17 protein-coding genes are annotated in these 19,897 nt (G+C 54.1%); 8 read left to right on the forward strand and 9 right to left on the reverse strand.

Features of this window, described 5'->3' with window-relative positions:
- Positions 1-50 precede the first annotated feature (50 nt).
- From FJD38_RS04670 to metR, 6 genes are all read left to right on the forward strand, one after another.
- Positions 51-746, forward strand: a complete 696-nt coding sequence (locus FJD38_RS04670) for an MtnX-like HAD-IB family phosphatase (RefSeq protein WP_122784797.1) — start codon at positions 51-53, stop codon at positions 744-746.
- On the forward strand, positions 739-2,133 hold the full coding sequence (locus FJD38_RS04675; RefSeq protein ID WP_146384113.1) for an aspartate aminotransferase family protein: 1,395 nt from the start codon (positions 739-741) through the stop codon (positions 2,131-2,133). The genes FJD38_RS04670 and FJD38_RS04675 overlap by 8 nt, the downstream gene beginning before the upstream one ends.
- Positions 2,130-3,023, forward strand: coding sequence for an alpha/beta hydrolase (locus tag FJD38_RS04680; RefSeq protein WP_146384115.1), 894 nt, complete (start codon positions 2,130-2,132; stop codon positions 3,021-3,023). Before FJD38_RS04675 ends, FJD38_RS04680 begins: the two co-directional genes overlap by 4 nt.
- A 78-nt stretch (positions 3,024-3,101) precedes the next feature.
- Positions 3,102-4,850: a sensor histidine kinase gene (locus FJD38_RS04685; RefSeq protein ID WP_146384117.1), complete on the forward strand. Its 1,749-nt coding sequence runs from the start codon at positions 3,102-3,104 to the stop codon at positions 4,848-4,850.
- On the forward strand, positions 4,847-6,268 hold the full coding sequence (locus tag FJD38_RS04690) for a sigma-54-dependent transcriptional regulator (RefSeq protein ID WP_146384119.1): 1,422 nt from the start codon (positions 4,847-4,849) through the stop codon (positions 6,266-6,268). Before FJD38_RS04685 ends, FJD38_RS04690 begins: the two co-directional genes overlap by 4 nt.
- A gap of 83 nt (positions 6,269-6,351) precedes the next feature.
- Complete coding sequence (gene metR / locus FJD38_RS04695; RefSeq protein ID WP_146384121.1) at positions 6,352-7,269, forward strand: transcriptional regulator MetR; 918 nt, start codon at positions 6,352-6,354, stop codon at positions 7,267-7,269.
- Positions 7,270-7,295: 26 nt separating this feature from the next.
- On the opposite strand, the gene FJD38_RS04700 is transcribed toward metR, so the two are convergent.
- Both FJD38_RS04700 and FJD38_RS04705 read right to left on the reverse strand, forming a co-directional pair.
- Positions 7,296-7,823: a GNAT family N-acetyltransferase gene (locus FJD38_RS04700; protein WP_146384123.1), complete on the reverse strand. Its 528-nt coding sequence runs from the start codon at positions 7,821-7,823 to the stop codon at positions 7,296-7,298.
- A gap of 41 nt (positions 7,824-7,864) precedes the next feature.
- The gene (locus tag FJD38_RS04705) at positions 7,865-8,296 is read right to left on the reverse strand and encodes an NUDIX hydrolase (protein WP_146384125.1); all 432 of its coding nucleotides are present in this window, start codon (positions 8,294-8,296) and stop codon (positions 7,865-7,867) included.
- A gap of 340 nt (positions 8,297-8,636) precedes the next feature.
- Here FJD38_RS04705 and FJD38_RS04710 point away from each other — a divergent pair, with 340 nt between their 5' ends.
- Together FJD38_RS04710 and FJD38_RS04715 are read left to right on the forward strand one after the other, a co-directional pair.
- Positions 8,637-10,256, forward strand: a complete 1,620-nt coding sequence (locus FJD38_RS04710) for an FMN-binding glutamate synthase family protein (RefSeq protein ID WP_122784805.1) — start codon at positions 8,637-8,639, stop codon at positions 10,254-10,256.
- A gap of 184 nt (positions 10,257-10,440) precedes the next feature.
- Positions 10,441-11,562, forward strand: coding sequence for an OpgC family protein (locus FJD38_RS04715; protein WP_146384127.1), 1,122 nt, complete (start codon positions 10,441-10,443; stop codon positions 11,560-11,562).
- Positions 11,563-11,834: 272 nt separating this feature from the next.
- On the opposite strand, the gene FJD38_RS04720 is transcribed toward FJD38_RS04715, so the two are convergent.
- The 7 genes from FJD38_RS04720 to FJD38_RS04750 form a co-directional block, all read right to left on the reverse strand.
- Entirely contained in the window at positions 11,835-12,545 is a 711-nt protein-coding gene (locus tag FJD38_RS04720) for a hypothetical protein (protein WP_146384129.1), read from the reverse strand.
- Between the two features lie 9 nt (positions 12,546-12,554).
- Entirely contained in the window at positions 12,555-14,162 is a 1,608-nt protein-coding gene (locus FJD38_RS04725) for a hypothetical protein (protein WP_146384131.1), read from the reverse strand.
- A 23-nt stretch (positions 14,163-14,185) separates the two neighbouring features.
- Positions 14,186-15,250 carry a polyprenyl synthetase family protein gene (locus tag FJD38_RS04730; protein WP_122784809.1) on the reverse strand — a complete coding sequence of 355 codons (1,065 nt, stop codon included), beginning with the start codon at positions 15,248-15,250 and terminating at the stop codon, positions 14,186-14,188.
- On the reverse strand, positions 15,250-16,185 hold the full coding sequence (locus FJD38_RS04735) for a hypothetical protein (protein WP_146384133.1): 936 nt from the start codon (positions 16,183-16,185) through the stop codon (positions 15,250-15,252). The genes FJD38_RS04730 and FJD38_RS04735 overlap by 1 nt, the downstream gene beginning before the upstream one ends.
- Before the next feature lie 363 nt (positions 16,186-16,548).
- Complete coding sequence (locus FJD38_RS04740; RefSeq protein ID WP_146384135.1) at positions 16,549-16,923, reverse strand: hypothetical protein; 375 nt, start codon at positions 16,921-16,923, stop codon at positions 16,549-16,551.
- Positions 16,924-16,970: 47 nt separating this feature from the next.
- Positions 16,971-17,933, reverse strand: a complete 963-nt coding sequence (locus tag FJD38_RS04745) for a hypothetical protein (protein ID WP_146384137.1) — start codon at positions 17,931-17,933, stop codon at positions 16,971-16,973.
- 254 nt (positions 17,934-18,187) lie between these two features.
- Positions 18,188-19,609 (reverse strand): amino acid permease, encoded by a 1,422-nt coding sequence (locus FJD38_RS04750; RefSeq protein WP_146384139.1) that lies wholly within the window; start codon positions 19,607-19,609, stop codon positions 18,188-18,190.
- Between the last annotated feature and the right edge of the window lie 288 nt (positions 19,610-19,897).

Consider the following 19,897-nt stretch of genomic DNA (forward strand, 5'->3'; position numbering starts at 1 on the left):
ATCTCCTCTGGCAAGCGCAAAAAGCGCGTCTTCTCAACAGGACAATGCAGATGATGCAATGGCATATCGTGTGTGATTTCGACGGGACCATCACCCGAACTGACGTCATCGACACCATTCTTCAACGCTTCGCCGACCCGAGCTGGGAAGCGATAGAAGATCAATGGCTAAAAGGCGAAATAGGTTCGCGTGAATGCCTCAGCCGCCAACTCTCGCTGGTTAGGGCCTTGCCGGCTGAGCTGCTGGCTTATTTCGACACGGTTGAAATTGACCCGGACTTTCCCGACTTTGTTGACCTGGTGATTGGGCTCGGTGCCTCCATTGAAGTGGTCAGTGACGGTATCGAGCAGGGAATTGCGCGGATTCTGGCACGCCACTACGTCACCTTGTTGCCGATACTCGCTAACCGCCTGCGTCAGGTCGACCATCACAGCTGGCGCATTGACTTCCCTTACGCCAGCGACGCCTGCCGCGCAGCCTCCGGCAACTGCAAATGCAAATCCGCCCCCCGCGGCAAACGCGTGCTGGTCATTGGTGATGGCCGCTCCGATATGTGCGTGGCCGCCAGCGCCGACTTCGTATTCGCCAAGGACAGCCTGGCCGAACACTGCGAGCGCAACGGCATTCCCTATGCCCGCTTCGACTCTTTTGCAGATCTACCGGCCTTGCTTAATCAGCTACCGACACATGTCGCCAACGCCCCTTCCTATTCTCGTGACCAGCAGGAACTCTTCACTCATGTCTGACATCCGAATCGCCACCGCTGAAGACCAGATTCTTCTGGAAAAAGAAGCCAAATACTGCTCGTACGGCGACACCGTTCACTATATCGAGCCGCCGCGTATCTTCAGTCGTTGCGAAGGTTCTTACGTTTGGGACACCGAAGACCAAGCCTACCTTGACCTGCAAATGTGGTACTCGGCGGTTAACTTCGGTTATTCCAATCCACGCCTGAACAACGCACTCAAACAACAGATCGACACCCTGCCTCAGATTGCCAGCCAATACCTGCACAAAGGCAAGATCGAACTGTCGGAACGTATCGCCGTCGACGCAAAAAACAAGTTCGGCCTGGACGGTCGCGTGCACTTCAACGTCGGCGGTTCGCAGTCCATCGAAGACTCTTTGAAAGTGGTGCGTAACGCCAGCAACGGCAAAAGCCTGATGTTTGCCTTCGAGGGTGGTTATCACGGCCGCACCCTGGGTGCCTCGTCGATCACCTCCAGCTACCGCTATCGCCGTCGCTATGGCCACTTCGGCGAGCGCGCCAACTTTATCCCGTTCCCGTATCACTTCCGTGGGCCTAAAGGCATGACCAAGGAAGAGTATGGCAGCCTTTGTGTGCAGCAATTCGCCCGCCTGTTCGAGACTGAATACAACGGCGTATGGGACCCGAAAGTTGGCCAGAGCGAGTACGCCGCATTTTACGTCGAGCCTATTCAGGGCACCGGCGGCTACGTCATTCCGCCGATGAATTTTTACAGTGAACTCAAGCACGTGCTGGACCAACACGGCATTTTAATGGTGGTGGATGAAATCCAGATGGGCTTCTGGCGCACTGGCAAGCTGTGGTCGATTGAGCATTTTGACGTCAAACCCGACGTAATCGTATTCGGCAAAGCCTTGACCAACGGCCTCAATCCGTTGGGCGGCATCTGGGCCAGAGAAGAGCTGATCAACCCGAAAATCTTCCCGCCGGGCTCCACCCATTCCACCTTCGCTTCCAACCCGCTGGGGACCGCTGTGGGACTGGAAATGTTCAAGATGACCAGTGAAATTGACTATGGCGCGATGGTCATGGCCAAGGGCAAATATTTCCTGGCCGGTTTGCAAGAGCTGCAAAAACGCTACCCGATCATTGGCGACGTCGACGGTCTGGGCTTGGCCCTGCGCTGCGAGATTTGCGGCCCGGACGGTTTCACGCCGGACAAGGCAACCCTGGACTACATGGTTGAAGAAGGCATGAAAGGCGATATTGAAATCGACGGCAAGCGTCTGGGGCTGATTCTGGATGTCGGCGGTTACTACAAAAACGTCATCACCCTGGCCCCGTCGCTGGAAATCAGCTACGGCGAAATTGACTTGGGAATTGCCCTGCTCGACCGCCTGCTGCATCGGGCCATGAAACGGTGAACAGTGCAGAGATCGATCTGGGCGAAGGCAGCGCCGGTTTCGTTCTCGGCACGGGCGAGGTCGGGGTTCTGTTGATCCACGGCCTCACCGGCACCCCGGCAGAATTGCGTCGGGTGGCTCAGGGGCTGGCCAAAGACGGAACCCGTACGGTGTACGTGCCCACCCTGGCCGGGCACTGCGGCGACAACAGCGACCTGCAAGCCACGGGTTGGCAAGACTGGTACGAAGGCGTGCGTAAAACCTTCGTTGCCATTGGCCAGCGCCATCGGCAGGTGTTCGTCGGCGGCCTGTCGATGGGAGCGGTTATGTCCATGTACGTGGCGGCCGAACACCCGGGGCAAGTGGCCGGTTTGATGTTGTATTCAACCACCCTTCGATATGACGGATGGAGCATCAACAAGCTGGCCTTTATGACCCCATTGCTGATGGCCATACCCTTTGGCGTTCACCTGTGCAGCTTTGAGGAGAGGCCACCTTACGGCATCAAGAACGAACGTTTGCGGGCCATCGTGGAGCGCCAGATGAAAGCTGGGGAAAGTACCAATGCCGGCCTGCTGACGATGGAAGGAGTGACTGTGCGTGAACTGCACCGGATGAACGCCGTGGTGAAAAAGCGCATGCCTTCGATTACGACACCCGCGCTTGTGGTGCACTCTATCGAGGACGATATTACCAGCCGCTGGAACGCTGATTACGTAGAGCGCCATTTAGGTGGGCCTGTGACGAAAGTGCTGCTCGATAACTGCTATCACATGATCACCGTTGACCTGCAATATCGACGGGTCATTGAACTCAGCGACGGGTTTATCAACACTCACCGCAGCCCCGCAGAACGCGCTATCGAGCATTCTGCTGATCATCGGAACCGGGACATTGCGCATTCGATATAGGCTCGAAAGCCGCTGCAAATGAGCACACACTGTCCATCTGCCATCTACGTGTCCTGCGCCAGCACTAAGAGAGTATTGATGCCTTTATCGCAAAAGCCGGAATCTTTCAAAGTCTCGCGCTGGACCGTACAGCGCAAGCTGGTATTAGCCTTCTGGCTGGTGAGCGTTATTCCGACCATGATTGCCGCCGAACTGGCAGCGACCACCTTGTCGCAGATTTTCGACAGCAACGTGCGGGTCTGGCTGCTGGAGTCGACCAAAATCCTCGAGGACGAAATCAGTGAAATCCTTACGGACAATGCCCGTGTTGCCAAATTGTTCTTGCAATACACCCACCCGCCCGCGACCCGAGAAGCCCTTCGCGACGACCGACTGAGTGCCGATATTGCCCAAGCGATGGGTATCGATGTGGTGGCATTGATTCGCAGCAGTGACCACAAGGTTATATTCAGCACCGCCAGCGATAGCATCGTCAGCCAACTCAACCTGGCGCCCGATGCTGTGCTGCAAACCATCAACGTCGGTGAAGTACCCACCGGTGCTGTGGTCTCGACATTCCCTACCAGTGAGGACGGCGTTGACTATCAATTGCTGGTAGCGACGTATATGGACAGCAGCTTCCTGACCAGTGTTGCCGAAGTGCATTCCCTTGACCTGCGCCTGTACTTGCACAACCCCGGCGGCTTTTCCGAAATATTTTCCAGCCAGCGCTTTGAAGACCGCCAGCCCACCGTGCCCCTGAGCATCGAAAAAACCTTGCGCGAAACCCGTCAGCCCATTGAACAGTTCACCAACCGTTACAGCGGTTTGTACTGGCCAATCTTCAATGGTAGTGGCGAGTTGCAAGGGGTGATTTATAGCGGCCTGCTGCGCCATAACAGTCTGGTGGGCCTGGTAAACCAGACCAATTTGTTTGTGCTTATTTTCCTGCTTGGCTCAGTGCTTTCACTGACTGTGGGCTGGCTGGTTTCCGAGCGCCTGACTCGCCCGTTACGCGATTTGTCCGAGGGCGTACGGGCGGTCACTGCGGGGGACTATAACCAGCGTGTGGCCGTGACCGGGCACGATGAACTGGCGGAGTTGAGCAGCACTTTCAACCATATGACTGCGCGCTTGAGCGAGCTGCAAGACCTCGAAGCACAATTGCGTCGTCGCGATCGGCTGCACGCATTGGGCGAAGTGGCGATGGGGCTGGCCCATGAAATCCGTAACCCGTTGGGCATTATCAAAACGGCGACCCAACTATTGCATCGCCGTGCAGCACTGGGCGAAACCGACAAGCGCCATCTGGAATATGTCGTCAGTGAAGTAACACGCATCAATGACTTGCTGACTGAATTCCTCGACTTCGCCAAGCCAAGCACCCCAGTTCGGTCACTGCAAGCTGCCCGCCCGTTGGTCGAAGATATTCTGGGGTTTTGCGCCCCCGAGCTGCAAAGCCATCAGATTGACGTTTACCTGGACGATCAGGCACCGGGCGCGACCCTGTTTGGCGACGCGCCACAGTTGAAGCAAGCGTGTCTAAACCTGGTAATCAACGCCATCGACGCCATGCCCAACGGCGGGAAGCTCACACTGGGCATTCATCAGGAAAACGGTTACACCGTGATCAGTATTACGGACACAGGAGAAGGGATTGCCCCCGATATGATCGAGCGCATTTTCACTCCCTTCGTGACCACCAAAGCCTCAGGCACAGGCTTGGGCCTGGCCAAGGTCTTTTCCATCATGGACAGCCATGATGGACGTATCGAATGCATCAGCGAGAAAGAGGCCGGTGCCACCTTCAATGTGTACATTCCAACCCACGGAGGGGACGAATCATGAGTCATAAGGTGTTGGTGGTCGACGATGAGCCCAAGCTGTGCGATCTGCTCAGCTCGGTATTGAGCCAGAACGCAATAGAGGTTTTCACCGCAGGCAATGGCCTGCAAGCCCTGACCTTACTGGAGCAGGAGAGTATTGATCTGGTCATCAGCGACTGGCGCATGCCCGGAATGGATGGCCCACAGTTATTGGCAGAAATAAAACTTCGCTACCCCCACATACCGGTCATTGTCATGACCGCCTATAGCACCGTGAAAAACGCCGTACAGTCGATGCGTAACGGCGCCTACGATTACATCGCCAAACCGTTCGACATTGACGAACTGGACATCACCGTTAGCAAGGCCCTGCAATTTCGCGACATCCTGCGCGATAACGCTCGCCTGCGTGCCGAGCTGGATGAACACCAGCACATCGACAGCTTGATCGGCGACAGCCCGAGCTTTCGCCGGGTGCTACAGGCCATCGACTCTGTGCGTGACAGTAATGCCACGATCTTGCTGACCGGCGAGAGCGGCACCGGCAAAGAGATGGTGGCTCGCGCCATCCATAAACATGGCAGCCGTGCTGACCAGCCTTTTGTAGCGGTCAACTGCGCGGCAATTCCTGAAGGGCTGCTGGAAAGCGAGATGTTCGGCCATCGCAAAGGCGCATTTACCGGCGCGGTGGCTGACCGGATTGGACGGTTTTTACAGGCGGACAAAGGGACTTTGTTTCTTGATGAGATCGGCGATATGCCGCTGACCTTGCAAGCAAAGATTCTTCGCGCGCTGCAAGAGCGGGTGATCGAGCCGGTAGGCGAAACTCGAGAGCGCAAAGTGGACGTGCGCGTGATAGCCGCGACCCACAAAAACCTTCTGGAAGCGGTGGCAAAAAAAGAGTTTCGCGAAGATTTGTATTACCGCCTTAACGTGTTTCCGATTCCATTGCCCGCTTTGCGCGAGCGCGTGGAAGACATTACCCCGTTAGCGCGACACTTTGCCCACAGCTTGGGGGCGACCGCAGGTAAGCGGATCACCGACTTCAGCCCCACTGCCTTGCAGGCCATGATGCATTACCACTGGCCGGGCAATATTCGTGAATTACAGAACTGCGTGGAGCGTGCCACGATTGTGGCGACCAGCAGCACGATTGAAGACAGCGACCTGCCGCCTTATCTGTTTAGCGGGCAAATGGATCAAGCCGATAAACCGTTTACTCGGTTGGGTGACGTGCCGCCTGATCTGGAAGCAGCATTGGCTGAGGTTGAAAGAGCCTACATCCTTGCAGCCCTGCAACAGACCCAAGGGGTTCAAGCTGCCGCCGCACAGCTGATCGGAATTTCAGAGCGCAGTTTATGGTATCGCCTGAAAAAGCTGGATATTCATGTCGACAAGATCGCGCGCATGGGCCCGAACAACATTCCTTCGTATGAGTAATGGCACTGTTATCGACACCCACGACAACATGAGACAAACTCAACGCTTTAGTGTTGATCACAAAATTTACTCATGGAGTCCACGTGCTGGAAATTCGTCACCTCAAAACCCTGCACGCTTTGCGCGAGTCCGACAGCCTGGTCGAAGCCGCTGAACGTTTACACCTGACCCAGTCCGCGTTATCCCACCAGTTCAAAGAGCTGGAAGAGCGCATGGGCATGCCCTTGTTTGTACGAAAAACCAAGCCCGTACGCTTCACCAGCGGCGGCTTGCGCCTGCTGCAACTGGCCGACGCCATGCTGCCTTTGCTGCGTGGTGCCGAACGCGATATCGCCCGCTTGGTCGGTGGGACCGCAGGGCGGCTGCATATGGCGATTGAATGCCACAGCTGCTTTCAGTGGCTGATGCCCACCATTGACCAATTTCGCGATGCGTGGCCGGAGGTCGAACTGGATCTGGCCTCGGGCTTTGCATTTGCCCCACTGCCTGCCTTGGCACGGGGCGATCTGGATCTGGTCGTGACCTCTGATCCACAAGAGATCGCGGGTCTGACCTACGTTCCGCTGTTTACCTACGAGGCAATGCTCGCTGTCGCCAATCAGCATGCATTGGCCCACAAGCCTTTTATCGTGCCCGAGGATTTGAGCACGGAAATCCTGATTACTTATCCGGTGGAGCGCGACCGCCTCGACATCTTTACCCGCTTTCTGGAACCTGCCGATATTGAGCCGGCACAGGTGCGTACGTCCGAGCTGACGGTGATGATGATGCAACTGGTCGCCAGCGGTCGTGGGGTATGCGGTATGCCGCACTGGGCGCTGCATGAATACAGCTCGCGGGGCTATGTAAAAGCCAAGCGTCTGGGTGAAAAGGGGTTGTTTGCCACCCTTTATGCAGCCGTACGCACAGACATGCTGGATGCGCCCTATATGCGCGACTTTTTGCTGACGGCCAAAGACACCTCTTTCTCGACGCTCGATGGCGTTAGCGCGGTTAAATAGCCGGTGAATCCAGCGCCCTCACCTTGTTAGCAAGGGTGAGGGTCCGGCGAGCCTTGGTTGACCAGGCGGCGCATATGCACCCGGTCGTAGTACGCCTCCCCTACCCGAATCGCACAGTCTTCAAGACCCGATTGCTGAAAACCGCAGCGTTTGTACAGTGCGAGGGCAGCGGCACTATTGGCACTCACTGTCAGTTCTATCACTTTGAGTGGGGGCTCTTCTTCGGCCAGTGACAGCACTGCCTGTACCAACCCTTCGCCCAGCCCTTGGCCGCGAAACGCCTCTGACACATACAGGCCAAACAAAGTGGCCTTATGTTGTGCGTCCTCCCAAGGCTCAAACGCCAGACCGACAATGCCTGCCAGCCGGTCACCGACAAAAGCGCCCAGCGTGGCGCTTAACTCATCGTCCAGTTGCCCTTGCCACCAACTCAACGGCAACCTCTCACGGTTTGTGAGGGTGGACACAAACGCTTCAGGATGCAGTGCGTATGCATCAAGCATCAATTGACGATAGGCCTTGGCGTGGGAGGGTTCAAGCAGTTCGATTGCCATAACATGTCCAGGTCATACAGTTTTACGGTGTTCCAGCAGCATCAAGCAGGTGCCCGCACGCTATTGCGGTAGAAGGGCAAGATCACGTCACGAGTCAAAGGGGCCAACACCAATCCGCCATCACCGGCAGGATCAATCCACTGCACTTCTTCAATCTCGGCAGCGGGCGTAATGGCTTGCTCGGTCAATATCAGAAACAGCTCAGCCAGCACTTCATAGCCCGGTTCATTGGCCGCCGGGGCATTAAAGTGCCCCAGATAGGTAGCACTGGCCGGGTCGATTTTCAATGAAAGCTCTTCTTCCAGTTCACGTACCAGAGCGTTGATCGGTTGCTCATGAGCCTCAATCTTGCCCCCCGGCTGCATGAAAGCTTGCGTGCCACGCTTGCGTACGAGCAAGGTTCGGCCTTTCGGGTCCATCAGTACAGCCGCGGCAATATGGATCTTAGGTGTTGTTGAGCTTTCGGAGGGCATCGCAAAAATCAGCCTGCAGTTGAGTAAGGGCACAAAGGATCACATGCCTTCACGCAGCTGAAAAGACACAGATGAAAGGGATTGCCGCAACAACCCTATGAAGTTTCAGCCACCTTTACGTCAGGCGGCTAAACTGCCCACGACCTTGGTCGGGATGTTGTTCTTCACGAAACCCCGTTCAATGGCAGGTATGCTTTACAACAGGTGGCCTGACACTGAGCAACCACCTTGGCGCAACAAACCTCCACGCTAGAGAGGCCCGCTGTATTACCGGTGTCAACCGTCCCGATCTTGCTGTTCACTCGACCGACGAACAGAAAAGCCTGAAACAGGAAACCGTATGAGCCTGTCACTGTTAAGCCGTTATGCGTTTTTTGCGTTATGCGTGATATTCACCCTCGCCAGCCTTCCCTTCATGCACCACGAGTGGTTGTGGCCTTTTACCGCCCTGACACTGGCCTTGAGCTTGCTCGGCATTTTTGACCTGATGCAAAGCCCCCACGCAGTCCGTCGCAATTACCCGATCCTGGGCAATATTCGTTATCTGGTGGAAGCCATTCGCCCAGAAATTCGCCAATACCTGCTGGAGTCGGACAGCGACGCGCTGCCCTTCTCACGCGCTCAACGTTCGCTGGTTTACTCTCGCGCCAAAAATGAGAGTGCCGACAAGCCGTTTGGCACCTTGCTGGATGTGTATCAGTCCGGATTTGAATTTATCGGCCACTCCATGCGCCCCGCGCCCTTGAGCGACCCCGCAAGTTTTCGGGTCATTGTGGGCGGTCCGCAATGCACCCACCCGTACTCGGCCTCCGTGTTTAACATTTCAGCCATGAGTTTTGGTTCGCTGAGCGCCAACGCGATTCGCGCACTGAACCAGGGCGCCAAACTCGGTAATTTTGCCCACGACACTGGCGAAGGCAGCATCAGCGCCTATCACCGTGAGAACGGTGGCGACCTGACGTGGGAATTGGGCAGTGGCTATTTCGGTTGCCGCACAGCCGATGGTCGCTTCGACCCCGAACGTTTTGCCGTACAAGCACAAAACCCACAAGTGCGCATGATTGAAATCAAGCTGAGCCAAGGCGCCAAGCCTGGCCACGGCGGCATTTTGCCCAAAGACAAAGTCACCCAGGAAATCGCTGAAACCCGCGGCATCATGATGGGCGAAGACTGCATTTCGCCGTCGCGCCACAGTGCCTTTTCGACCCCGCTGGAATTAATGCACTTTATCGCCCAATTGCGTGAACTGTCGGGCGGCAAACCCGTGGGCTTCAAATTCTGTCTGGGCCACCCTTGGGAGTTTATGGGGATTGCCAAGGCCATGCTCGAAACCGGCATCCTGCCAGACTTTATCGTGATTGACGGCAAGGAAGGCGGAACCGGCGCAGCCCCTGTGGAATTCACCGACCATATGGGCGCGCCGATGCGCGAAGGCTTGCTGTTTGTCCATAACACCCTGGTAGGCCTGAACCTGCGCAGCAAGATCAAACTGGGCGCCAGCGGCAAGATTGTCAGTGCCTTCGACATCGCCAGTGTGCTGGCCATCGGCGCTGACTGGGCCAACTCCGCGCGCGGTTTTATGTTCGCTATCGGCTGCATCCAGTCGCAGTCGTGCCACACCAACAAATGCCCTACCGGCGTCGCGACTCAGGATGCCTTGCGTCAGCGTGCGCTTGTGGTGCCGGACAAAGCACAACGGGTATTTCACTTCCATCGCAATACCCTTAAAGGGCTGGCTGAAATGCTCGCCGCTGCGGGCCTTGAGCATCCCTCTCAACTGCAAGCAAAACACTTGGTGCGCCGTGTGTCCGCCACCGAGATCAAACTGTTCTCGCAGTTGCATGTGTTTCTCAAGCCGGGGGAATTGTTGACGGGCGAAGTGAACGGAGAGTTCTATTCGCGCATGTGGCAAATGGCCCGGGCGGACAGTTTTGAAGCCAATGTCATAAACGCTGCTTGAAGTCTGAGCCGTTGCAGCGGCCCTTCATGGGCCGCTCACGGGCGGTACGAAACCGGAAAACTCAGCGACCCAACCTTTGCATTTAGCCGCCAATACCCTCACCCTGCGCGCCGTCAATAAACGCGGCGTGCAATCTTGGCTGCACCCGCAGGTCTTTAATTGAACAATTGAATGAGCACTCGCCGTGACGCTGAACGGACGTGACCACCGCATCGATTTCTTTCGCGGGTTGGCACTGATTTTTATATTTTGGGATCACATCCCGCATAACCCGCTGGCCGAGTTGACCGTGCGCAACTTTGGTTTCAGTGATGCGGCCGAGATTTTTGTATTTCTGGCCGGATACGCGGCCGTTCTGGCTTACGGAAAAATAGCTCAACGCGACGGTTTCATCATCGCCACGGTTAAAATACTGCGCCGCGCGTGGGTACTTTACGTCGTGCATATTTTCTTGCTTGCCGTGTTGATGGGGATTGTTTTTTTTGCAAACAACCACGTAGAAACGCGCGACTTGGTGCAAGAAATGGGGTTGCAGTACTTTTTGAGCAATCCGCAGCAGGCGTTGACCGATGAGTTGTTGTTGCGCTTCAAACCCAACCTGATGGACCCCTTACCGCTCTATATCGTGCTGTTGTTGGGGTTGCCACTGGTGCTGCCTATGCTGCTACGCAAGGCTGAATACGTCGTTGCTGTTTCATTGATCGTGTATCTAACCGCCCCGCAATGGAATTTCTCGGCACAGGAAGGCGGCGTCTGGTTTTTTAATCCATTGGCCTGGCAGTTTCTGTTTATTTTGGGCGGGGCTGCCGCAATGATTGGCCAACGACAAACAACTCAAAAAACCCGACCGCTTTCCCGTCAGCCGCTGTTTATAAGTGCCATTATTTATCTGCTGGTTACAGGCCTGATTGCCGTTTCCTGGCGATGGCCGCAAGTTCATGATGCATTGATGCCGATGTGGCTGGGCGAGGCGATATATCCCATAAGCAAAACCAATCTTTCGCCCGTGCGATTACTGCATTTTCTAGCCTTGGCTTATGTTGTTGCCAAATCCGTGCCCCACACGGAGTGGCTTAACGTATGGCTGGCCCGTCAAATATGCCGCATGGGCCGATATTCTCTTGAAGTCTTTTGTTTAGGTGTGATCCTTGCGCCCTTGGCAGACATGCTCAATGCACTGGGAGGCGACACCACGACCATTAAGCTGTTCAGCGCCTTAATGGGCGTGGGCGTGATGGCCGTATTCGCCGCTTGGCTAGAATGGAATAAACGGCTGAATACTCCAGGTTTGAAGCCGGTTAAATAATCGGTTTTTATGATCAAACGGCGCTAAGCGCCGTTTGAATAAGCGTTATTGAATAAGCGTTAAGCTTTACCCGTGGCGTAAACCCAACTGAAGAGTGCGACGAAGCTGCGTCCAACCCAATACTATCGAGATGAACGTCCAGAGTACGGCCTTTAAATCAAATACACCTGCCCATGTGCATCCACCGGCGTAAAGGTTTTACCCCTTTCATCGGGAACACGCTCTATATCAAGCCGACTTCACACCTGAGATTAATTGCGGTACGGGAAGCTTTAAAAATCAGCCAATGCCAACCTGGCTTGTTCCGTCGCCTTCTGCGAAAAGTTGGCCAAGGTCTGAGCACTTGCCAAATAAGTATTCATTTCATTCAGCAAAGTCTGTTTTGAACTTTCACGGTTAAGAAACTGGTTAATCTGCTCCAGAAATAATGTTTCCAGGTCCGCCTCAACTTCAATGGTGTCACCGCTAACCGACGGATGAAGTGAAAAAGCCGAGAAAGTAATTTTGGCACTGTCCAATTGGCCTTCAATTTCCTCCTCCGCCGTAAACACCCCCATGATCTGATCAGTGGCTTTGATGGTGATGCTCAGGGAACCCACTGGCATTGGACTGCCGTCGCCAGTGATATGCAATTCGCCCAACGCTTCCACTTGAGCAGGCACATCTGAAGGTCGTTCGTACCCTTCCTGCGTATTGGGTTGTTTGGCGGTAAATGACACTTTATTACCGACCACTACAATTTCAGGATTACCTTGTTGATTGAATTTTACCTGAGTATTACTCAGCCCCTTGACGTGTAAGTTCTTAACGACTATTTCAAAGAGAGTATTTAACACATAAAAAGAACCCAAATAAATTTCTGCGATGCTGCACGGATCAAGAGAATCCTGTTCAGGACTGTGCAGCAACTTGGACACGTAAAAATCCGACGCGGGGGTGAGCAGCATATTTTGTAGAATATCGACCAGCTGATTATTGGACATATAAATCTCTTAACTAAGTTGATTAATCAATGTGGCCCGCGCTAAACGCGTGAAGCTTGCAGACAGTTCAGATCGTTGCGCGGTCAAGGCATTGGCCAGTTGAGCTTTAAGAGGGTCTTGAATTTCAGGTTTGAGCAGCATCTTCTGGAGCATGCTTTCCAACACACTGTTACGTGGCTCCAGCGCTACGTTGAACTCAACAGGCTCGCTTCCCCACACAAAATTCAACGCGTTGATTGTGACGTCGAGATCGCTGACGTCTTCACCGCTTACACTCACGTTAATGTTCAGATGACAATCGTGTAGCGAAGCGTGAACATCCCCTTTCAGGTCCACTGAGACGTTACCCTGCTGGGTCAGTGATAGCCGAGTGGTGATCGTGACAGGCGGAGCGGGTGGCAATCCTAAGTGCAGCGCTTGCCGTGAAACCGTATTACCTTCAGGCAAGACGCCAAACAGCACTTCCATGGTCATCACGGGCGATGCCAATAAGCATTTTTCAAGGGGCATAAAGGCATTGGATAACCCGGCAACGTATAAGTTGTTGAGTTCAATGTTGGTGTATTCGAGGCCTGCAATGGTTTGATCGGGGATCACTACTTGGGCGTGGTGATAGGGCTCAAGTACAGGGTCAGTGCTATCACTGAGCAGCAGGGGTAAATACCACTCGCTGTCGGATTGATTTAATGCCACACGCAAGCGATCAAACAGGTACACATCCAGCACAGTTGCGCCCTGCTGGTTATGGCTATCGGTGGGTAAACCTTGGTCTGGCACACGGCTGAATAACTCATCCAGGCTGTTGATCAAATAGGTAGACAATGCCGAACTCATTGAATCCAGGTTGTCGGGCCCGTTGAGCATGTCCGCTACGGTGCTGAGCATACTCAGCTTGCCATCCGGAGCATTCAACGCCTGTTGGATAAACTGGATCAGTACCTCGCTTTGTTCCAGATCGCCTTCAAGGGTTAACTTCTCGAACAGGAGTGTGGGCTGCTCCCCCTCGATAGCGTTCATGTTCAAGCTTGACAGCGTCACTGTCGGCACTCGTTGCTCTGCACTGCCCGCAGTTTCAAGCGCCAGAAGAGCGTTAAGTGAACAATCACTGAATGATGCACTAAACGACCCGATACCCGTGATGGACGTTCTATAAGCGTCTTCTACCCACAGTGATTGCTCAATCTGATACCGCCCAGAGAAGGTCAGCGATGGCATTTCCAGACCTTGGGTCGGGTTGGGATAATGATTGGGCAGCAAGACGACGCTAGCGTCATAGCCGGCTGGCTTGGGAAGCGAACTGACCTGCTGTACAAGCATATTTTGCAAACCGCCCAGCGTGACTTCTGTCAGCTTCATCGCAGGCAAAGGCTGCAGTGGGTCGGCCACTGCATCTTTCTGGTTCATGATGCTCCACACTTGCACGAAGCGATCAGCCACATAACCGCCGTGCTCGCCTTGCAGAAAGCCCAGATCCTGAACATCAGAACGGATCGGCAGTACAGGTTCATCGTTTTCGGTCATCCCGACCAACAGCCGAGGCAACCAGAGCCGGGCATTAGCAGGGTCATTAAGTCGCGGTTGCACGGAATTATGGATAAAACTCATCAAGGTGCTCATGGAGAAGCGCCTCCTTAAAATGATCAAAGTTGTCCGTTCAGAGGGCGATCAATTACATACAGCGCCAAGTCCTGCAGCGCCGTGCGGTAGGCCGACGGGGTAAACCCTTTGAGATAAAACAGCGCTTGGTGGGCCTCGCGCCGTGCATGGGAATACGCCATATCGATGGCCCCGCAATCGCGTAAGTCATCAATCGATCGTTGCAGCGCATCACCGCTCAGGTGCAGTTCGCCCTTGAGGGCCCGGCCAATTTCATGCTCGGCCCCCAGTCGTTGCAGCGCATAGAGCAACGGCAATGACAAGCGACCCTGAGCCAGGTCGATGCCCGCTTCTTTACCCGCCGACCCCTCGTACTCAACAATATCCAGAACGTCATCCATGATCTGGAAGGCTCGCCCCAAGGAACGTCCGAAGTAACCGGCTCGCCTTGCGTCGCGCAAGCGTCCGCCCGCCAACTCGACGCCCGCATGACACGCTAGGCGAAACAGCTCAGCCGTTTTGCGGTCAATAGTCTGGTAATAGCGAGTAAGTGCCGAATCCATATCTGTGGGCAAAGTACGATCCAACTCGTCCAGCTCGCCCCGGCAAATATCAAAAGCCGTGTCGAGCACCATGCGCACAAGGCTCATATCCCTTTCGGTCTCGACAGCCTGAGCGAAGCCGCGCAGCGCTTGAACGAACTGTAAATCGCCCACCAGCAAGGCGGTTTTAATGCCCCGTGCGGCCGATACAGAGGGCACGCCTCGACGCAATGGCGCGTCATCGACAATGTCGTCATGGATCAAGGTAGCAACGTGCAGCATTTCAAGTGACGCTGCGCCTTTATGGATCTTCGGGTCTAGAGGAGCTGGCCCCGCAACCATGCGGGCAGCCAGCATCATCACCACCGGCCGGATTTTTTTCCCGCCGTGAAACATTTGGCGCTCAATGTCCGTCAGGTAAGAGTCTTGCGCCTGCAACGCTAGATTGATCTCGTGTCGAAACTGCGGGAGATCTTCGCCCAGCAGTCCTTCACAGATAAGCGTTAGGGGCGACTCAGCAAAATCTGGGGAGTGCTGCTCTTCAGGATCACAGGCAAGTAGGCTCATCAGCTTTCCTGCCTGGCCATTTCGCGCAAACAACGGGTCAACCCAGAGGCAATGCGATCAACCAGCAAGCCTCGGATAAAGCGTGTGCTGACTGGCTCTCCCACCTCTGGCCCCAAGGGAATCTGCGGGATACGCAACGTGGTAGCCAACAGTTTTAGAGTCAATGCGCCATCGGGTTGTGCAGTCAGCAGGTAGTTGAACTCACTTTGAGGCAGAGCGATCTCGAAACATTCACTGCTCAGTGCCACTCGCTGCATTGGGTCTTGCGCACGCAATGAGGCTTGATAAATCTCTTGCAGCCTCTGCTGCGTTTCAAGATCCATCACGTAACCTTGTCCATGGCAGACCTGTATATCGCTGTCTGTTGCTACTTTATTGACCACGATATTGCACAGAGCCGTATGCAGAGCCTGCACCTTGGCACTCGACTCAGCAGGGTTGACTGCGCGGCCTTCAGCATAAACAGAGGCATGCACCTGCTCACCCGTGAGTGGCACAGTCACCGTTTGGGTGTTGCCCGTGAGATCCACTGTGTCAGAAAATTTCAACGCCGCTTCAGCTGCTTCCTTGTGATTAGTTAAGCATGCGGCCCACAAGTTAAGTTGTTGCGCAAAAGCATTGGAGTTGTAACTCACACCCTTGGCACCAAACTGGCCATCAGGCGGATTGATGACAGCACCGCTCTTGAGTGCCTCAGAGGTGTGCTCGCCCATCTCATCACTGGCGCCGTCTTGATGCCAAAACTTGCGCAATTGCTCGTTTTCGGTAAACACCTGATGATAGACATCATTGTGCTCGTTATATTCATTAACCAGCACACGGCCATTGGCCGATTGATTCAGTTGGGCACGTTCTTTTTCGAGTTGCACTAAACGCCAATACTTTTCCTCGGTCATCTCGCCTGTTTCTTCGCCTTCAGCAGGCAATGGGGCCATAAAGCCGCCTGTGTCCAGCGTGACTTGCGCGCACTCGTTGTAGTACAGCTGATACTTTCCCCGGAGCGACGCAGGTTCAAGCGTGACGCTGAAATGACGCTTATCACTACCGGACTGCACTGCCCCCAATATCACAGGCGCCACTGACAGACTGTCAAAAGAGAGCAACAGCTCCCCGCCCAATGTGTGTCCGTCGGGTTTGATGTGCTGCTTTAACGGGAAAGGACCCGCGTCAGCTATGGTAAAAACAGGCGGTAAAAAAGGATGCTCTGCCGGTGAGTCGCTCAGAGAAGCGAGGCGGGATAAAAAACCATCAATTGTCATGTCGAAGACCTTGTATGAGTGACGACCTAATTAAACTGTTCAACGCGAGCCCACTGAGAGTGTCGGTACCAACATCAAATGCTGCTCCGAACCTACCGAGTGACTACTCACTTCAAGTTCATCGACCGAAATAGAAATACCGCCCACCGTAAAACTCTCGACAGAAGTAATATTTATTTCGCGACCCGACAACATACTACTCAATCGGCCTTTATTATCTTCTACCATCTTGGCTGCCAGCGGCTCTAACACGTCTGACACCACTTGCTCAAGTCCACCGCCTCGTGGATTCAACGACAATTGCAGCTCGGGCACCTGCCCAATAACAATATTTAAATCGCCCCGAACAAGTTCCACTTCTATAGGAACGTCGAGTGGCGCATTGTCAATAACCACGTCATAGTAAAGTTTCATTAATTATCGACCTTAAGTTTGAGAATACAATCCATTCATCATCCATTTCATCCTACACGCCTACGACCCCAGCCCCCCCACATCATCATGGCGCACTTGGAGGGATTCAATATTTCAAGAAACTGTTCGGATAAGGTAACTTCCACGTCCAGCAACAAATCAGCCGTTCCAGAAAACGTCAACGGGCTCAATGTACCCAATGTAAAGCTAGGCGTTCCTCTGGCGTATGAAGTCCAATTTGCCAAAATACCTATTTTGCCGGAATCACTGGCTTCAAGATCACCCAAAGACTCGACTGCAGTGACCAAGGCCCTGTTAATGCACGCATTATTCACTATTAAAAAAACAGCTTCTTCGGGCAAAGTCAGATCAGTTATGTCCAGGGGGTGCGGGTTGTCTGTCAAGGTCGTAGCCCCTAGCAGACAACGCTCTACCAAACTAAGTTGCAGGGGTTTAAATAACAGGTCATCGCCCAATTTCAATTCTGGCAAATGAATCACAGACAGCATTTTGCGTGCCTGTGCAAAAATCATCGGCAGTACCAGCAGATTGAACAATTGTTTGTCGAACTCTTCAAACTCGCTTTGGTCGATCGTCAGAGCAACAACTGCCATTGCAATAGTCGCCTCTCTGAAGTCCAGCGTCACGTGCGCAAGTACATTACGGGATGTGCCCTGTTCAAGCTCCGCGTCTTTTAATCCCCACTTCAGATCCAGCAAGGGAAACACAAGTTGTAGCATGGGTAGTTTAGGCCGCGGCCTATGGGCTTCAAGATTAGTTAGGCCGTCTTCGCCTTGGGCGGCCTTCCATACGCTGCACTCCGGTGTATCCAATACTACATTCGGCGCTACCGGCACTTCCCACTCAATGACCCCGAGCTGATCCAACACATCAACTTCTTCACGCCCTTTAAAGGGATTGTCATCGACCGGCGCACTGGCATGATAACCGGCTAAAAGACGACTGACCTCTGACTGCGAGAGGCCAACTACCAAATCAAAATTACTCATCTATTGCCCCACTGCCCTATTGCCACATGAGAACACCACCCTTCACTTCCGATATTGACATCAGTCATGAATGAAATTTACGCTTTAAGCGCTGTTCTAAAGCTACGCAGAACCCGGGGATAAAAGAACTATCAAAACTAACGGCACACCCACACCTGGTGTAATGAGCGCCTTTAATTCATGCATAAAAAAACCCGACGGGCAAACATCACCGTCGGGGTTTTAGAGAAGTACTGCTAGCGGTTATAGGGTGTTCAGCCCGCCGTGGTTACTGGGGAAGTCACCTTATCAGCGGGGTACAACTTGAAGACATAAAACAGCACTGTCAGCAGCACTAGAAACGCCGGTCCAACGATCAACGCGATGCGCGTTTCTTCAAACCATGCCATCAGGCCGACCACCATAAGCAAGAAACCCAAGGCGGCAAAAGAGCTGTAGGGATACAGCCACATCCGGTATTTCAAGGCAGCGGCCTGTTCAGCACTCAGGCTTCGACGGAAACGCAGTTGCGCCAGCAAAATCATCAACCAAGTCCAGATAGCACCAAAGGTGGCAATGGCTGTTACCCATACAAAGACTTTCTCGGGCGCCATATAGTTAAGCACCACCCCTAGAAGGAGCACCGCGATCGATAACAACAGCGCCTGACGCGGCACCCCATTTTTCGAAGTGGTGCCAAAGTTGGCCGGTGCCTGTCCGTTTTGCGCCAGGCTGTAGAGCATGCGACCGGTACTGAAAATACCGCCATTACAGGATGACAATGCTGCGGTAATAACAACAAAGTTGATGATACCCGCGGCCGTTTTGATGCCCAGACGCTCAAAAGTCATCACGAACGGGCTGCCCTGAGTGCCGATTTCATTCCACGGGTAGATCGAGAGAATCACGAACAGCGCGCCCACGTAGAACAGCAGAATTCGCCAGAACACCGAACCGATCGCACTCGGGATGGTTTTTTGCGGGTTCTTCGCTTCACCCGCTGTCAGGCCGATCATTTCGACGCCCAGATAGGCAAACATGACCATCTGCAAGGACATCAGCACGCCCTGCATGCCATTGGGTAAAAAGCCGCCATGGGTCCAGAGATTGGAAATACCCAGCGCAACGCCGTCATTGCCAAAACCGAACGCAATAATGCCGACACCGCCCAGGACCATCGCAATGATGGTGACGATCTTGATCAGGGCAAACCAGAACTCGAATTCACCAAAGGCCTTGACCGCAATCAGGTTGATAGAGCCCATGCTAATGAGCGCTGCGAGGGCCCATATCCAGCGCGGTACATCGGGGAACCAGACACCCATGTACACCGCCACGGCGGTAATCTCCGCCACACAGGTCACCAGCCAAAGAAACCAATAATTCCAGCCGGTCAAAAAGCCGGCCAACGGCCCCAAGTAATCTTGGGCGTAGCGGCTGAAGGAGCCTGCTACCGGGTTATGCACGGCCATTTCACCGAGGGCACGCATGATCACCAAAATGGCCAGGCCACCGATGATGTAAGAGAGCATGATGGCCGGCCCGGCCATTTCTATCGCTTTGGCCGACCCTAGAAACAGGCCGACACCGATACAGGCGCCCAGCGCCATCAAACGAATGTGGCGCTCGCCCAGTTCGCGTTTCAGAGGACCGCCCTGCACGGTTTCGCCGTGGGGCTGGTGGTTGCCGACTGGCATAAATGTACAACCTCGTATTGTTATTGGATATGCAGCTGTAGGCCGGGTTGGTCACCTGCTCTCGCCTTTTGATCAGCCCTGACCTTGTAGGTCAGTAGATCAAAAGGGAAATGTCCTACAGAGATCGGCGCCGAGTATTGCACAGGGTTGGTGCACAGTCATGCCCCTCCCCAGGACCTATGTCACCTTCTGGAAGGCTCTGCTTCGATCTTCATGGCCTGATTAGAAACAGTCATGAGCGCCTCAGATTTATTCATCAAGACCCGCCCACAGCGTCTACGCTTCATT

It is taken from the genome of Pseudomonas saxonica, assembly GCF_007858365.1.
Lineage (GTDB): Bacteria > Pseudomonadota > Gammaproteobacteria > Pseudomonadales > Pseudomonadaceae > Aquipseudomonas > Aquipseudomonas saxonica.

Coding starts and splice junctions, on each gene's coding strand:
- FJD38_RS04670 (WP_122784797.1), top strand. CDS start 51: ATGATGCAATGGCATATCGTGTGTGATTTCGACGGGACCATCACCCGA.
- FJD38_RS04675 (WP_146384113.1), top strand. CDS start 739: ATGTCTGACATCCGAATCGCCACCGCTGAAGACCAGATTCTTCTGGAA.
- FJD38_RS04685 (WP_146384117.1), top strand. CDS start 3,102: ATGCCTTTATCGCAAAAGCCGGAATCTTTCAAAGTCTCGCGCTGGACC.
- FJD38_RS04690 (WP_146384119.1), top strand. CDS start 4,847: ATGAGTCATAAGGTGTTGGTGGTCGACGATGAGCCCAAGCTGTGCGAT.
- FJD38_RS04700 (WP_146384123.1), bottom strand. CDS start 7,823: ATGGCAATCGAACTGCTTGAACCCTCCCACGCCAAGGCCTATCGTCAA.
- FJD38_RS04705 (WP_146384125.1), bottom strand. CDS start 8,296: ATGCCCTCCGAAAGCTCAACAACACCTAAGATCCATATTGCCGCGGCT.
- FJD38_RS04710 (WP_122784805.1), top strand. CDS start 8,637: ATGAGCCTGTCACTGTTAAGCCGTTATGCGTTTTTTGCGTTATGCGTG.
- FJD38_RS04720 (WP_146384129.1), bottom strand. CDS start 12,545: ATGTCCAATAATCAGCTGGTCGATATTCTACAAAATATGCTGCTCACC.
- FJD38_RS04725 (WP_146384131.1), bottom strand. CDS start 14,162: ATGAGCACCTTGATGAGTTTTATCCATAATTCCGTGCAACCGCGACTT.
- FJD38_RS04730 (WP_122784809.1), bottom strand. CDS start 15,250: ATGAGCCTACTTGCCTGTGATCCTGAAGAGCAGCACTCCCCAGATTTT.
- FJD38_RS04735 (WP_146384133.1), bottom strand. CDS start 16,185: ATGGCCCCATTGCCTGCTGAAGGCGAAGAAACAGGCGAGATGACCGAG.
- FJD38_RS04740 (WP_146384135.1), bottom strand. CDS start 16,923: ATGAAACTTTACTATGACGTGGTTATTGACAATGCGCCACTCGACGTT.
- FJD38_RS04745 (WP_146384137.1), bottom strand. CDS start 17,933: ATGAGTAATTTTGATTTGGTAGTTGGCCTCTCGCAGTCAGAGGTCAGT.
- FJD38_RS04750 (WP_146384139.1), bottom strand. CDS start 19,609: ATGCCAGTCGGCAACCACCAGCCCCACGGCGAAACCGTGCAGGGCGGT.